Annotated in this window: 11 protein-coding genes and 1 tRNA gene; 4 read left to right on the forward strand and 8 right to left on the reverse strand. The window is 56.8% G+C overall.

What is annotated here, in order from left to right; translation table 11 throughout:
* The first annotated feature begins 213 nt into the window (after positions 1-213).
* Positions 214-2,865, forward strand: a complete 2,652-nt coding sequence (gene alaS / locus WA922_RS11925) for an alanine--tRNA ligase (RefSeq protein ID WP_424771932.1) — start codon at positions 214-216, stop codon at positions 2,863-2,865.
* An 11-nt stretch (positions 2,866-2,876) separates the two neighbouring features.
* Here alaS and WA922_RS11930 read toward each other — a convergent pair whose 3' ends face one another.
* The 6 genes from WA922_RS11930 to cpdR form a co-directional block, all read right to left on the reverse strand.
* Positions 2,877-3,050, reverse strand: a complete 174-nt coding sequence (locus WA922_RS11930; RefSeq protein ID WP_424771933.1) for a hypothetical protein — start codon at positions 3,048-3,050, stop codon at positions 2,877-2,879.
* A 66-nt stretch (positions 3,051-3,116) separates the two neighbouring features.
* Positions 3,117-4,874 (reverse strand): cation:proton antiporter, encoded by a 1,758-nt coding sequence (locus WA922_RS11935; protein WP_424771934.1) that lies wholly within the window; start codon positions 4,872-4,874, stop codon positions 3,117-3,119.
* A gap of 53 nt (positions 4,875-4,927) precedes the next feature.
* On the reverse strand, positions 4,928-6,565 hold the full coding sequence (locus WA922_RS11940; RefSeq protein ID WP_424772040.1) for a GNAT family N-acetyltransferase: 1,638 nt from the start codon (positions 6,563-6,565) through the stop codon (positions 4,928-4,930).
* A 196-nt stretch (positions 6,566-6,761) separates the two neighbouring features.
* Positions 6,762-7,976, reverse strand: a complete 1,215-nt coding sequence (locus WA922_RS11945; protein WP_424771935.1) for an NADP-dependent isocitrate dehydrogenase — start codon at positions 7,974-7,976, stop codon at positions 6,762-6,764.
* Between the two features lie 417 nt (positions 7,977-8,393).
* Positions 8,394-8,468 (reverse strand) — tRNA-Val (locus WA922_RS11950).
* Positions 8,469-8,591: 123 nt separating this feature from the next.
* On the reverse strand, positions 8,592-8,981 hold the full coding sequence (gene cpdR, locus WA922_RS11955) for a cell cycle two-component system response regulator CpdR (protein ID WP_424771936.1): 390 nt from the start codon (positions 8,979-8,981) through the stop codon (positions 8,592-8,594).
* 139 nt (positions 8,982-9,120) lie between these two features.
* Between cpdR and WA922_RS11960 the strand changes: the two genes are divergently transcribed.
* A complete protein-coding gene (locus WA922_RS11960; RefSeq protein ID WP_424771937.1) occupies positions 9,121-10,083 on the forward strand; it encodes an N-formylglutamate amidohydrolase in 963 nt (320 codons plus the stop codon).
* A gap of 190 nt (positions 10,084-10,273) precedes the next feature.
* Here the strand turns inward: WA922_RS11960 and WA922_RS11965 are convergent, their stop codons facing one another.
* Positions 10,274-11,053: a SapC family protein gene (locus tag WA922_RS11965; RefSeq protein ID WP_424771938.1), complete on the reverse strand. Its 780-nt coding sequence runs from the start codon at positions 11,051-11,053 to the stop codon at positions 10,274-10,276.
* A gap of 93 nt (positions 11,054-11,146) precedes the next feature.
* Positions 11,147-12,655 carry an FAD-binding oxidoreductase gene (locus WA922_RS11970; protein WP_424771939.1) on the reverse strand — a complete coding sequence of 503 codons (1,509 nt, stop codon included), beginning with the start codon at positions 12,653-12,655 and terminating at the stop codon, positions 11,147-11,149.
* Between the two features lie 172 nt (positions 12,656-12,827).
* On the opposite strand from WA922_RS11970, the gene WA922_RS11975 reads away from it, so the two are divergent.
* Positions 12,828-13,385 carry a hypothetical protein gene (locus WA922_RS11975; RefSeq protein WP_424771940.1) on the forward strand — a complete coding sequence of 186 codons (558 nt, stop codon included), beginning with the start codon at positions 12,828-12,830 and terminating at the stop codon, positions 13,383-13,385.
* Positions 13,386-13,571: 186 nt separating this feature from the next.
* Entirely contained in the window at positions 13,572-15,038 is a 1,467-nt protein-coding gene (locus tag WA922_RS11980) for a DEAD/DEAH box helicase (RefSeq protein WP_424771941.1), read from the forward strand.
* Positions 15,039-15,047 lie beyond the last annotated feature (9 nt).

The raw sequence follows: 15,047 nt of genomic DNA on the forward strand, positions 1-15,047 counted from the left end.
AGCGCTCGGGAGAACGGAAAACCGGTGCATGTGCCATTTGCGGCCTGCGCCGGTTTTTCTTTGGTCTGTTCCGGTGGGCGCTGGTATGTCTATTGCGCGCCGTGACTGTCATCCGCACCTAGAAGATAATTACTCGGCCGGATGATTGGCCCAGACGATAGCCATTGCTGAAACCGCCTTGTCGCCGCAGCGATCTGTGCTTACGTGCAAATCATGCACTCTACAAACGACATCCGCCGGTCATTTCTCGACTATTTCGCGAACCAGGATCATACGCCTGTACACAGCGCGCCGCTCGTCCCGTATAATGACCCGACTTTGATGTTCGTGAATGCGGGGATGGTCCCCTTCAAAAACAGCTTTACCGGCCTGGAAGCGCCGCCTGCGCCCCGCGCCACAAGTGCGCAGAAATGCGTCCGTGCAGGCGGCAAACATAATGATCTCGACAATGTCGGCTACACTGCGCGGCATCACACCTTTTTCGAAATGCTCGGCAATTTTTCTTTTGGAGATTACTTCAAAGAAGAAGCGATTACCCATGCCTGGAATTTGCTTACCAGCGAATGGGGGTTATCGCCTGATAAACTGACGGCAACTGTCTATCATACAGACGATGAAGCGTTCGATCTTTGGCGTAAAATCGCCGGACTACCGGACAATAGGATCATCCGCATCACCACGAATGATAATTTCTGGTCAATGGGCGATACCGGCCCGTGCGGTCCGTGCAGCGAAGTGTTTTATGACCACGGCGAGCATATTCCCGGCGGCCCCCCTGGATCGCCTGACGAGGATGGTGACCGGTTCATCGAGATATGGAACCTCGTATTCATGCAGTTTGAACAGGACGGCGATGGCAATCGCACCGAATTGCCCCAACCAAGTATCGATACAGGCATGGGGCTGGAACGCGTGGCTGCGGTGATGCAGGGCGTCCATGACAATTACGATACCGACACATTCAAGGCGCTGATTGCCGCATCCGAGAGCCTGACCGGAGTTGATGCCGCAGGTGACCACCAGGCCAGCCACCGTGTCATCGCTGACCATCTGCGCTCGACCAGCTTCCTTCTTGCAGACGGGGTGCTGCCGTCAAATGAGGGGCGCGGCTACGTCTTGCGCCGGATCATGCGCCGCGCAATGCGTCATGCGCATCTGATTGGGGCGACCGATCCGCTGATGCACCGTCTGGTACCGGAATTGGTGGCCGAAATGGGGCATGCCTATCCAGAGCTGCAACGCGGAGAGGCGCTCATCACCGAAGTGCTGGAACGCGAAGAAACCCAGTTCCGCCGAACTCTCGATAAGGGTCTGCGATTGCTCGATGATGCAACCGATATGATGTCCGGCGGTGATCGGCTTGACGGTGAAACGGCTTTCAAACTCTACGATACGTTTGGTTTTCCGTATGATTTGACCGAGGATGCTTTGCGCGCCCGAAATATCGGCGTGGACCGCGCCGGGTTTGACGCTGCGATGGAGCGCCAGAAAGCGGCTGCTCGCGCGGCCTGGAAGGGGTCAGGTGATGCCGCAGCCACAGAAATCTGGTTCGATATTGCCGAACGCGAAGGCAGCACCGAATTCACTGGCTACGCCTCGACCAGCGGCGAGGGGACGGTCGTTGCTCTGGTGAAAGACGGCGCCGAGGTGCAATCGGTTACCGCCGGTGACGCGGCGATACTGCTCACCAACCAGACCCCGTTTTACGGCGAGAGCGGCGGGCAGGCCGGCGATCTTGGCACGATCTCCACACCCGCCGGATTTGCTGCGGAGGTTTCGGACACCGGCAAACCGCTTGGCCGCCTGCACACGCATCAGGCAAAGATTATCGCAGGTTCCATCAGCGTCGGCGACAGCGTACAATTGCATGTCGATGCGGCGCGCCGTGACCGTATACGCGCAAACCATTCTGCGACGCATCTGGTCCATGCCGCGCTGCGTAACCGCCTGGGCGATCATGTCACGCAAAAAGGGTCGCTAGTGGCGGAGGACAGGCTGCGCTTCGATTTTTCTCACCCCAAGCCGATGACGGAAGACGATATCGCGCAGATCGAAGCGGACGTTAATGCGGAGATTCGGGCTAACGAAACCGTGTCAACCCGCTTGATGAGCCCGGATGATGCCATCAAAGCGGGCGCTATGGCCCTGTTCGGGGAGAAATATGGCGACGAGGTGCGCGTCTTGTCAATGGGCCAAGCCGCGTCCGGCGGACGCAATTATTCGGTTGAGTTGTGCGGCGGCACGCATGTTAACGCGACCGGGGATATTGGCGTGTTTCGTATCATTTCAGAAAGCGCGGTATCCTCTGGCATACGTCGTATCGAGGCGCTGACGGGTGAAAATGCACGGCGCTGGCTGGTGGACCGCGAAAATGCGCTCAAATCCGTGGCGAATGCGCTCAAGACATCCCCGGACGAGGCCGCCGGCCGCGTTGCTGCTCTGGTCAGCGAACGCAAGGCTCTCGAGAAGGAGCTGGCCCTTGCGCGTAAGCAACTGGCGCTTGGCGGCGGGGGTATAACCGCTGCGTCTGATGCTGAAACGATTGGCGATATTACATTTTCCGGCCAGGTGCTGGACGCTCTCAATCCCAAAGAATTGCGCGGGCTGCTCGATGAAGCAAAATCGCGACTGGGGTCGGGCGTTGCCGCGGTGGTCGCGGTCAATGATGGCCGGGCCAGCGTGGCTGTAGCTGTTACCGATGATCTCACCGATCGTCTGAGCGCCGTTACTCTGGTGCAGGCCGCAGTCGCTGCCTTGGGCGGCAAAGGCGGCGGCGGCCGCGCTGACATGGCACAGGGCGGTGGTACTGATGCGGACAAGGCCGATGAGGCTATCGCAGCCGTGAAAGCTTTACTCGCTGAGTAGATGAAAGTGTTTTAACGCGGCTTTTTTCGTGATGTACCGCTCTCGCCGCCCCGCGGAATATCGTCCATATTGCGCTCTTGGCGACCCTTTTCGCTCACGCTGCCGTGGCTCTCATCCTGTACGTTTTGCGGTTTGAACTTCTCGCCATTCGGCGTCGGTTTGGCGGGGTCTGTTTGATCGGTCATCCACAATCTCCTTCGCCCTATCAACGCGGTACACATATGTTGGTTTCCACCAATACTTCAAAGACGTCAGCTTTCGGCAGCGGAGGTGCGCAGTTTTGGCTTGTAGTCCAATGCACCTTCCTGTTCGATTTTGGCACGAAACTCGTCGCGCTTCTCGTGGATCGAGGCAATAACCGGGCCCATCGCGACGCCGATATCGACCAGCACCGCCTCGGATAATTGCAGCGAGCTTTCTAAATTTTCCGGTATCGCATGGCTGGCCCCCGCGCGGTACAGATCGGCAGCATGTGCAGTGTCACGCGCACGCGCCACAATCAGCAGGCCGGGATGTTCGGCGCGCAATTTGCGAGTGAGACGCTCGGCCAGAACGGGCTCATCCATTGTCAGTACGACTGCGGGTGAATGTTCGACACCAAGCTTGCTCAGCGCATCACCGCGCACGGCATCGCCAAATGTCGCCCGGTAGCCATTGCGTCTGGCAGACTCGATCAGATCAGCGTCGGAATCAATCGCGACATAGGCTTTGTCGTGGCGTTTCAGCATTTGCGCAACCAGGCGCCCGACGCGGCCCATCCCGATGATCAATACGCGCGGTTCGCCGCGATCTTCCTCATCCAGTTCAGGCACCGGTTCAACGCGCCGCGCAATAACCCGCCCCAGCCGGGCCAATAGGGGGGTTATGGTCAATCCGATCGCCGTCACAATTTGCCAGAACTGCGCTGTGCCGGGCTGGATCAGCAAAGCGGCACTGGCGGCCGCCAGAACAATCAAGGTTGTCTCGGACGGGCTGGCCATCAATATGCCTGTTTCCGCAGCCGTACTGCGCCGCGCGCCCATCAGCCGCAGCAAAACGCCCGTGACCACCGCCTTGAAGGCCAGCACGGCGACCACAGCAAACAGGATAGACCCGAGATTGGCCCAGATCGTTTGCAGGTCGATCGACATGCCGACGGTGATCAGGAAAATACCCAGTGCCAGGCCCTTGAACGGCTCTATGATCCCTTCAACCTCGTTGTGATATTCGGTTTCTGCGATCAGCAGACCCGCGATAATTGCGCCAACAATCGGTGACAGGCCGACAACAGAAGTCGCCAGACTGGCCCCGATCACGACCAGCAGACTGGCGGCGAGAAACAATTCCGGGCTTTTTGTCCGAGCCGCTTGGGCAAATAATCGGGGCAGGGCGATGCGCCCGAAGACCAGCAAAGCAGCGATTACCAATCCGCCTTGCCACATGGTTGTCAGCAATCCGGCCCAGCCATCACTCTGCGCCGCTGGACCCATAGCGCCAAGAACGAAGATGATCGGCACGATCATAATGTCTTCAAACAGCAGCATGGATAATGCGGCGCGGCCAACCGGCGAGGTCGTTCCTGCAATCGGCAAGACAATGGCGGTGGATGAAAATGCCAATGCCAGGCCCAATGCCAAAGCACCGGTCCAAAACTGCCCCATCATTCCCAGCACAATCGCGAGGCTGGTACCGATAATGAGCAATTCCAGAGCGCCCAATCCGAACACCAGCTTGCGCATTTGCCATAATCGCTTGAAGGACAGTTCCAGTCCGATCGTGAATAGCAGCAGGATGATGCCAAATTCGGCATAGGGTTCCAGTGCTTCGGGATCGGTAATGGTCATGTGGCTCAGCCAGGGCACATCATAAACCAGCTTCCCCAGACCGAAAGGGCCCACCGCGATACCGATCAGGATGAACCCGATCACCGGCGTGATACGGAAACGGGTGAATACCGGAATAACCAGGCCTGCTGCGCCAAGAATAACCAGCGCATCGCCCAGTGCAGATGTATCAAGTTCCCCCGCCATGCTGGTAAGTTACACAGCCTGTTCGGCCCTGTCACGGCAAAGCTTGTGACTTTTTATCCGCCGCCGGCCGTGGCTGTGCCAATGGGCGCGCGGCGCGGCTTGGACCGGCCGCCATGCTCGCCTTCTTCGTCCCATTCAATGCGGTACAGATCGAACCGGCGGTCCGCCAGATTGCGCACAGTGCCTTCGGCGCGGGCCCAGCTAAGATCAGCCAGATTGATATCGCTGATCGTCAGGGTTTCAACATTCTCGCTCGCTTCCGCAGCGATACCGTCACGCGCAAACGGGAAGTCGCACGGCGTCAGGATACAGCTTTGCGCATATTGGATGTCCATATTGGCGACATTGGGCAGATTGCCAACATTGCCAGACAATACGACATAACACTGATTTTCGATCGCTCTGGCCTGCGCGCAATAGCGCACGCGTAAATAGCCCTGGCGGCTATCGGTACAGAACGGGACAAAAATTATTCGTGCGCCTTCATCTGCCAGTCGGCGGGAAAGTTCAGGAAATTCGCTGTCATAGCAGATCTGCACGCCAATCGGGCCGCAGTCGGTCTGGATCACTTCGACCGTGTCGCCCCCTTTTATGTTCCACCAGTACCGTTCGTTGGGCGTCGGGTGGATTTTCTCCTGTTCATGGACCGATCCGTCGCGCAGGCAGACATAGGCGATGTTGTGAATATCGCCATCATTCATGCGCGTTGGATGCGATCCGGCGATGATGTTGATATTATACCGCATCGCGAAATCGGAAAAATCTGCCTTCAGCCGCGGCGTATATTCAGAAAGGCGTTCGATCGCCTCAACCGGAGAGAGTTCCTTCTCCTCAAAACTCAGCAGCATCAACGTGAAAAGTTCAGGAAAGACAATGAAGTCTGCCTCATAATCACTTGCAACATCGATAAAATATTCCACCGCAGCGGTGAACTCTTCATAGCTTTTGACCGCGCGAGCTTGCAATTGGCACGTTGCCACGCGGACTGCCTCCACTCCGCGAGGAAGGCGTTTTTTAACCGGCTGATCGCGTTCGACGTATGGATTGCGCCATGCCATCAATACGGCATTGGCCGCAGATTGCCTGTCCTCTGGCAGATATCCTTCCAGAATGCGGTCCGGCTCGAATCCGTTGGCCAATTGGAAACGCAGCACGGGGTCGTGGATTTTTCCGGCGATAACCTTGTCGAGATAATCCTGCGGGCTGTCCGCACCGCCCGTTTTGCGGCGTTTGGCACGGGCATATCCGGGCATCCGTCCGCCAAACACGATTCCGGTCAGATCGCGGTCTTCAGCAAGCGCGCGGCGTTCCTCATATAGCCGCCTGCCAATACGCACGCCGCGAACCTTGGGATCGACGCACATTTCATAACCGTACAGCCAGTCACCGGTTGGATCGTGGCGGCTGCCATAGCCATTCCCGCTGATCTCATCCCAATTGTGATCGGCAAAAACAACCGGTTCGGGCAGTTGCATCGACGCGCAATAGCCGACGACTTCATCATCCAGCAGCGCGACAAAGCAGCCTTGCGGAAAATTGTTGATCTGGCCGCGAATTTCGCCAAGCGTATAGGGCGCAAGTTCGATGTATACACGCCGGATGAGGGCCGCGATGCCGCGTACATCCTTGACCAGAGCGCCGCGTATTTCCAGCCGCCGTTTGCCGAACTTCTCTGCCGATTTTCGGACCATACGGCGCGGCTGTTTTGGCGGATTGGCGGATTGGGGCGGTTTGGTCACGCAGATAAGTCCTATAGTTTGATCCGCTGCCTGATAGCAGGGGATTTCTGCGCCGCCCAGTATAGAAGTCGCGCAGGGCTGCGAGACCAAAAAAAGGCGGATACGCGCCTTACCCGTATCCGCCTTTCACTTGACAGAAAAACGCTTTTTAGGCGGCCATTTCTTTCTCAAGATTGGCAACAATTGCTTCAAAGAACTGCTCGGTCGTAAGCCAGTTTTGCTGCGGACCGATAAGCAGGGCGAGGTCTTTGGTCATCTGGCCGTTTTCGACGGTTTCGATGCACACACGCTCCAGCGTTTCAGCAAATTTCACAACGTCGGGGGTTTCGTCAAATTTGCCGCGATACATCAGCCCGCGTGTCCATGCGAAGATCGATGCGATCGGGTTGGTCGATGTCGCTTTGCCCTGCTCGTGCTGGCGGAAGTGACGAGTGACTGTGCCGTGCGCAGCCTCTGCTTCGACAGTCTTGCCGTCCGGTGTCATCAGAACCGATGTCATCAAGCCCAGCGAACCGAAGCCTTGTGCTACGATGTCGGACTGAACGTCGCCATCATAATTCTTGCAGGCCCATACGAATTTGCCGCTCCATTTCAGGGCGGCGGCAACCATATCGTCGATCAGGCGGTGCTCATATGTGATATTGGCTGCATCAAACTTGTCCTTGAATTCGGTTTCGAAGACTTCTTCGAACAGGTCTTTGAACCGGCCATCATATTTCTTGAGGATGGTGTTTTTGGTCGAGAGATAGACCGGCCAACCGCGGTCGAGGCCGTAGGACAGGCTGGCGCGGGCAAAATCGCGGATCGAATCGTCGAGGTTATACATCGCCATTGCGACGCCCGGGCTTTCAAATTCAAACACGTCGAGATCGATCTTCTCGCCATCCTCGCCTTCAAAGACGAGGCGCAGTTTACCGGCGCCGGGGATCAGCGTGTCGGTGGCGCGATATTGGTCACCAAAAGCGTGGCGGCCCACCACGATTGGATCAGTCCAGCCAGGCACCAGGCGCGGAACATTGTCGATCACGATAGGCTCGCGGAAAACAACCCCGCCCAGAATGTTGCGGATCGTGCCGTTTGGCGAACGCCACATTTTCTTGAGACTAAATTCTTCCACGCGGGCTTCATCAGGGGTGATTGTTGCGCATTTTACGCCGACACCATGTTCCTTGATCGCATTGGCACAGTCGACCGTGATCTGGTCGTCCGTCTCGTCGCGTTTTTCGATGGAAAGATCGTAATATTTCAGATCAATATCGAGGTAAGGCAGGATCAGGCGTTCCCGGATCCACTGCCAGATAATTTTCGTCATTTCATCGCCGTCAATCTCGACAACGGGGTTCTTCACGGTGATTTTCGCCATGCGGATCGTGCCTCTTCTTTACGTGTGGGTGCCCCTTAGCAGAGACGGCGTCATTGTTAAGAGTGAAAAGGGGAACAGGATGGGCGGTGGAGGGGCTCATGTTTGGCCTCAGGCGCCGGTCAGAATTCTGTTGTAACCTTGCGGGCGCAAACCTTGCGCATCGCTTGCGTCCTTGGATCGCCTCGGGCAGGCATATAGGCGGCCATTGGCCGTCTGCATTTGGTCATCTGTGTTTTCAAGACCCGGCTCCGCCCCTGCGGTTTGCAGATGACCAACCGATCCATTTCAGCCTGTCAATGAAAGAGCCCGTTCTTGTCTTCGCCTGTCAGAGCGCGACTGCACGCCGCGGCCAATGCGCCGAAGCCAGGCTGGGCGGATGGCCATCGCCCGGCGTTTGAGGTAACAGAACAAGAGAGATGGTGGGCGTAGAGAGAGTTGAACTCCCGGCCCCTACAATGTCAATGTAGTGCTCTACCACTGAGCTATACGCCCGCACCATCATGCGACTGCCGAAGCAGAGGCGCGCATTAGCGCCCGCAAATCCGGCGCGCAAGACCCGTCTTGGATATATTGCGATTACTGCGCGCCTGACGCTTTCATCGCTGCGCCCTGCCTCTAGAGGCTGGCAATCGCCTGCTCGTCGAATACCCGTTCTACTTCCAGCACCAGATCGCGCAGATGAAACGGTTTGGAAAGCACTTTTGCCGCCGGTTGTTCGCGGCTGGCTTTCAGAGTGACTGCAGCAAATCCAGTGATGAACATGACTTTGGTATGCGGGCTGGCTTCATTACATCGCTGCGCCAGTTCAATACCGTCCATTTCCGGCATCACAATATCGGACAAAAGCAGATCGAAATGCTCGGTTTTCAAAAGCGGAAGCGCCGCCGTGCCGCGGTCCACCGAAACCACCTCATATCCAGCCTTCTCCAGCGCGCGCGTCAAATAACCGCGCATGGCATTATCATCCTCTGCCAAGAGGATCCGGGGTGCGTGTGATTCCGTCATGAGGGTAGTTGTAGGGCAATTGGTTTAAGAAATCCTATGCTTTGTTACAAGTGACCAGCTTTGACACATCACGGCGGGATAGGCTGGAGGGCACTGTGTGCTTTGACATCGTGCGCGGCTGCTTTAAGTCCGCTATGTGATGTCTGACGCGCCGTTAATTTCTCCCGACACTGCCTCACCCGCGCGTGGCGACAGCCTCGGCGGGACAATTCCCGGCACGCGCAAGTCTGCGTTCGCGCTGTCTATTCCGTCCGAAATGCCCATTCCGGTGCTAATCGCCGCGCCGCATGCTGGCCGGCAATATCCAGAATATATCACAGCGTTAATGCGCCAGCCCGATTATTCCAAAATCCGACTGGAGGACCGATATGTTGACCATATCGCATCGCGCGCCGCCCGGATGATTGGCGGATGTTTGCTGATTGCCCATGCGCCGCGTGCCATGCTCGATCTGAACCGCGCAATTGATGATGTCGACTGGAGCATGGTCGTGGGAGGGGCGCCTGAGGGATCAGGCAAAAAAAGTACCAACCACCGCGCGAAAAGCGGGTTGGGGCTGGTGCCGCGCAGACTGGCCGGGGTGGGCGAAATCTGGCGCGAAGCCTTATCGCCGGACGGGTTGAAGCAGCGGGTGGACCATATTCACGGGCCCTATCACACCGCGCTGGCTCAGACATTGGCCACCATCCGGGATCGATGGGGGGCTGCCTTGCTGATCGATGTCCACTCCATGCCGCCGCTTAAAAAATCACGGCCCGAAGAACGGACCGCGCATTTCGTCATTGGCGACAGGTTCGGTGGGTCTGCCGATGACCGGCTTGTGGCCAGCGCGATCCAGATGCTGGGCCAAGAAGGGGCCACCGTGGCCCACAACCGTCCCTATGCCGGGGGATATGTGCTGGACCGCCACGCCAGACCGGCGCGCAATATCCACGCCATCCAGATCGAGATCTGCCGCTCTCTCTATCTTGATACGCACCTATCCCGGCCCACCACGCGGATGGATGCGGTGGCGCAAATAGTGGGACGGCTTGCTCGCCAATTGGGGAAACAGGTCGCCGATCTGGGCCGCGAAAGCGGAACCCCGCTGGCGGCAGAATAATCAGGCGGTGCCCAGAAAAAACCACTCCGCATAAGATTATGCGGAGTGGCCAAGGTTCAGGGAGGTATGCGCTACTGCGCATAATCAGGCCGGCGAATGAGGGGGTTGCGGCCTGACCCAAAGAAAATGGCGACGATCGAGGGCTTTTCAACCCTCAAGCCGCCGCCATTTCAGCATTTTATATTGCAGATCAGCTGGCCGCGTCAGCCAATTGAGGGCCTTTGCCCTGTGCCACCTGACGGGCAAAGATCGAGCGCATGAGTTCAAGCGACATCATATGCGCATAAATCAAAGCGAGAATGCCGTTCTTGTTCCATTCGCGCAGAACATCACCGCGGACCTCCTGAAGCTTTTCCTGATTGATCATCTGGAAACCGCGATAAATATAAGGTTTATCGCCGTTTTCACTTTGCGATATGGAAATTTCACCGTCCATCAAAAGATCATGCTTCTTCAATTCATCGATAAATTGCTTGGTGCGATTGCCCGCAGTTTCAAACTGCTGGCAGAACTCAAGAATTCTCTTGGTGGCGTCGGTGGCTTGGGCATCGCTGTCAAACAATGCTTCCCCGTCTTCGAATTCGCCCAGGTTACCGGCAGTCGGATCAAAACACAGCGAGAGATCATCACCCTCCGGTGTCAGTTTGGCGAGCATGAACGGATATCGGCGGATATAGGCGGGCAGGTACACCGGATCATTGATCTTGCCATTGTCATCGACAAAGGTGTTCACCCCTTCATTCAGACCCATCAGCGCCAAAGGAAGCGGATTATCGCCAGAGGAGAACACAATCGGAAAATCGCGCTGTGCCTGCACGAATTCATCCGCGGTCAGCGGAATGGCGTGATGCTTGCTCAGCCACTCGGCATTTTCAAGCGATTTGGTTTTCCAAGTCGCATGGTCGCGGCTGTTCAGCGGCATCAGATCATTGTAAAATAGTGGCAGTGTCGGCTGCGGCGCGGTGGCCATGAGCAATCTCCGGTTCGTCTGAAATAGTATCTTGGGTGCGCCCAGGAACGGTCCCTCACGCATGAAGCGCGCGCTTTACGGCGTGACAGCTGCCTACGCAAGTGGCCTGACAGTGTGCGGCCCTGGCGGGCTGCCTTCACTGCCCGGGATTGGCGGGATGAGTTTTCCCGGATTGAGCAAATTCTGCGGATCGAGCGCCGCTTTCACGCTGCGCAGGATAGACAGTGCCGCCGGGTCGCCAAGGCGGCCCAACTCGTCGCGCTTCATCTGGCCGATACCGTGTTCTGCACTGATGGAACCGCCCCATTGGGTGACAAGGTCATGCACGAAGTTGCTGATATCTTTGCCTTCATTCGCTTCCCAGATACCGCGCTGCGCCTCTGGCGGGGCCAGCACATGATAATGCACATTACCATCACCCAGATGGCCAAAAGCGAGCGCGGTAACGCCGGGAAACCGGCTCTCAACCGCCGGGACCGTTGCAGCAACGAATGCTGCCATTTGATCGACGGGAACTGAAATGTCATGTTGCATCGCTGGCCCGATCGCGCGTTCCGCAGGTGAGATCGAATCGCGCAATTGCCAGAAAGCCTCTGCCTGGGCCTGCGTAGCGGAAAACGTACCGTCGGCGATCAGCCCGCGTTCGAAGGCCAGCCCCAGTATCTGCTCTGCGCGCGCCGATAGGGCTGGCGCTGCTGGCGCTGCTGACGATGAGGCGGATGATGGCGATGATGACACGATTTCGATGAGTGCATACCATGCATGTTCACCATCCAGCGGGCTACGGGCAGCAGGCAGATAGTCCAGCACCGACTGCAGGCAGTGGCGGGGTAAGATTTCAAATCCCTCCAGCGTGTCGCCGCACAAATCTTCGCACAGCAGAAACATCTCGCGCGCGTGTTCAATCCGCGCAAGCCCAACCCACAGCACAGTACGGTCCCATATTTTAGGGACCAGATTGAGCGTGGCCGCCGTTACGATGCCCAGCGTCCCCTCTGACCCGATCAGCAATTGCTTGAGGTCAAATCCGCGATTGTCTTTCTTCAACGGGGTGAGCGCGCTGAAAATCTGCCCATCTGCCATAACGGCCTCAATCCCGGCGACTTGCGCCCGCATTGTGCCATGCCGCAGAACCTGTGTGCCGCCCGCATTGGTGGAAATCAGCCCGCCAATCGTCGCCGTGCCTTTGCCGCCAAGCGTCAGCGGGAAGCGCAGATCATACCGGTCCGCAGCGTCATGCAAATTTTGTAAGATCAGCCCCGCTTCGCACGTGATCTGGCGTGCTTGCGGATCGACGTGTCTGATCGCATCCATACGGCGCAGCGACAGGATTATGGCGGTGCCGCTCTCATCCGGCGTGGCTCCGCCCGACATGCCGCTATTGCCGCCTTGCGGCACTATCGCGGCGCCGTGCTGTGAACATAAGCTGATGAGCGCGGACACTTCCTCGGCCGATTTCGGGGAAGCGAGCCCAATTGCTGTGCCGGTATAGCGTCCGCGCCAATCGGTCAGCCACGGGCGCAGCACGTCAGCATCGCGAGTGAAACCAGACGCACCCAGCATCGTTTGTGCAGTGTTGATGAACAGCTCTAGATTCTGCATCGCTGCATCATGAGAGCATTGGCTGAGGTTTTCCAGCATTTCCCTCTTGGCGCTTTGTGCTTATGCGGATGCAATTAAGCGAGCGTTCAACCATTTGCTTTAGATATCGCCGGGATTACAGGAACCGCGGCGTTTGAGTCGCAATATTGCCGTTGGAGTATCATCCGGATTTATGCCGTCTTTCATTTCCTTCTTTGCGCCATTGGCATTGTTGTTGCCCGGTGCGGCGACAGACAATGAAGCGCGCATTGTGGAAACGCAAATGACGCCGGAATCGAATGTTGAGCAAGAGGCCGCGTCCAAGGGCTGGCTGATGCTCGAAAGCCTGAGCGGTGTACCCAAACAATTCCAGGTTCGAATTGAACGGCGTCTGACCATTCGCATATCGCCTCAACGCAGCAGAGACCCGCGACAATTCATGTCGACCCTGCCGCAGGGTGAGAAGCTGAGGCAAATGGCCGAGCGCAAAATCGGTAATTGTGTTAAAACCAATCAGATTGTCGGTGTCCAACCTATGGAGGATGACCGGTTGCTGCTGTTTCTGCGCGATCAAAAGATGATCGCTGCGAATTTGGAAAAGGCTTGCTCCGCGCGCGATTTCTATTCCGGGCTGTATGTGGAAGACAATGCGGATGGCCAGATATGCATTGACCGGGACAAGCTGCGGTCACGAACAGGCGCGAATTGTGCAATCAAGCGCATGCGCCAACTGGTTCCGGCCGACACGTAAGTTTTGACCGTAACCGACCTTTGCCAATACGCGGATAAGCCGCAATTGCCCGTGATCGCGTAAGGGCGCGATTTCTTGACTTTTTACGCCATAGCGCACAGATGCGCAGGCGGTTTTTGATGCTTGGGCGCTGTGCCCGGCACACCTGCGGGAATTTTCCCGCTCTATCCGGATATTTGGACCCATATGAAATTTGCCGATCTCGGCCTCTCTGATGAGCTTTTGAAAGCGGTTGACGCCGCTGGCTACACCGAACCTACGCCGATCCAGGCGCAAGCTATTCCCGCTATCCTGATGATGAAGGATCTGATCGGGATTGCGCAGACAGGAACCGGCAAGACCGCCAGTTTCGTCCTTCCAATGATTGATGTGATGGCCGCAGGTCGTCGCCGCGCTTTGATGCCGCGGTCCCTCATACTCGAACCAACCCGCGAATTGGCGGCGCAGGTTGCGGAAAATTTTGAGAAATATGGTGAAAACCACGATCTGAAAATGGCGCTGCTGATCGGCGGCGTGCAGATGGGGGACCAGCTGAAGGCTCTGAATGAGGGCGTTGATGTTCTGATCGCTACACCTGGCCGCCTAATGGATCTGTTCGAACGCGGTAAGATCATGCTCAATGGCTGTGAATTGCTGGTGATCGATGAAGCGGACCGGATGCTCGATATGGGATTCATCCCGGATATCGAATTCATCTGTGACAAGCTGCCCGAAACCCGTCAGACGATGCTGTTCTCCGCCACGATGCCGCCGGTGATTAAAAAGCTGGCGGATAAGTTCTTGACCAATCCGAAACAGATTGAAGTCAGCCGTGCCGGCAATACGAACGAGAATATCACTGCATTCAAAGTGATGGTGAAGCCGCGTCAAAAACGCGAAACGCTCGAATGGATGCTGCGCAACGATCACGTCGAAACCGCGATCGTGTTTTCAAACAAGAAAACCACTGTGCGTGAACTCAATAAAACTTTGCAGCGTAATGGGTTCAAAAGCGGCGAGATTCACGGCGATATCGATCAGGCGACGCGCCAGCAGGAACTGGAACGGTTCAAATCTGGCGATATTAATATTCTCGTCGCGTCGGATGTGGCGGCGCGCGGATTGGATATCAAGGGCGTCAGCCATGTGTTCAATTACGATACGCCCTGGCACCCCGATGACTATGTCCACCGCATCGGCCGCACCGGACGCGCAGGGGCCAAGGGCCGGGCTTTCACCTTCGTCACTGATGCAGATGCAGAAGCTATCACCAATGTCGAGAAATTGACCGGCAGCAAAATCGATATATTCGGTAAAGACGATGTCCGGGTCGAGCTGAAAGATGCGCCTGAGGGCAAAGGCAATGCCAAGTCCAAGAAATCCGATGCGCCAAAGGATGACACGCCCAGCGCGAACCAGGACCGTAACGATAAACCAGCACGCTCACGATCAAGAAAATCCGCCGATAGGTCCCACGAAAAGCGTGAAGGCCAACCAGCCAGGAACGACCGGGGACAAAGCGAGGATCGCCAAAAAAAACCACGCGCCGAGAAATCCGCCAAGCCGGTTGATCAAAAATTGCGCAATGGCCGCAGAAATCAGGAGGATGAGCCGGTCCCTGCTGGCGAATGGAACGGGCCAAAGCCCGACTTTCTTGGTATTGGCTTCGAATAAAATCTGATC

The sequence above is a fragment of the Pontixanthobacter sp. genome (assembly GCF_049682855.1).
In the GTDB taxonomy this organism is placed as follows: domain Bacteria; phylum Pseudomonadota; class Alphaproteobacteria; order Sphingomonadales; family Sphingomonadaceae; genus Pontixanthobacter.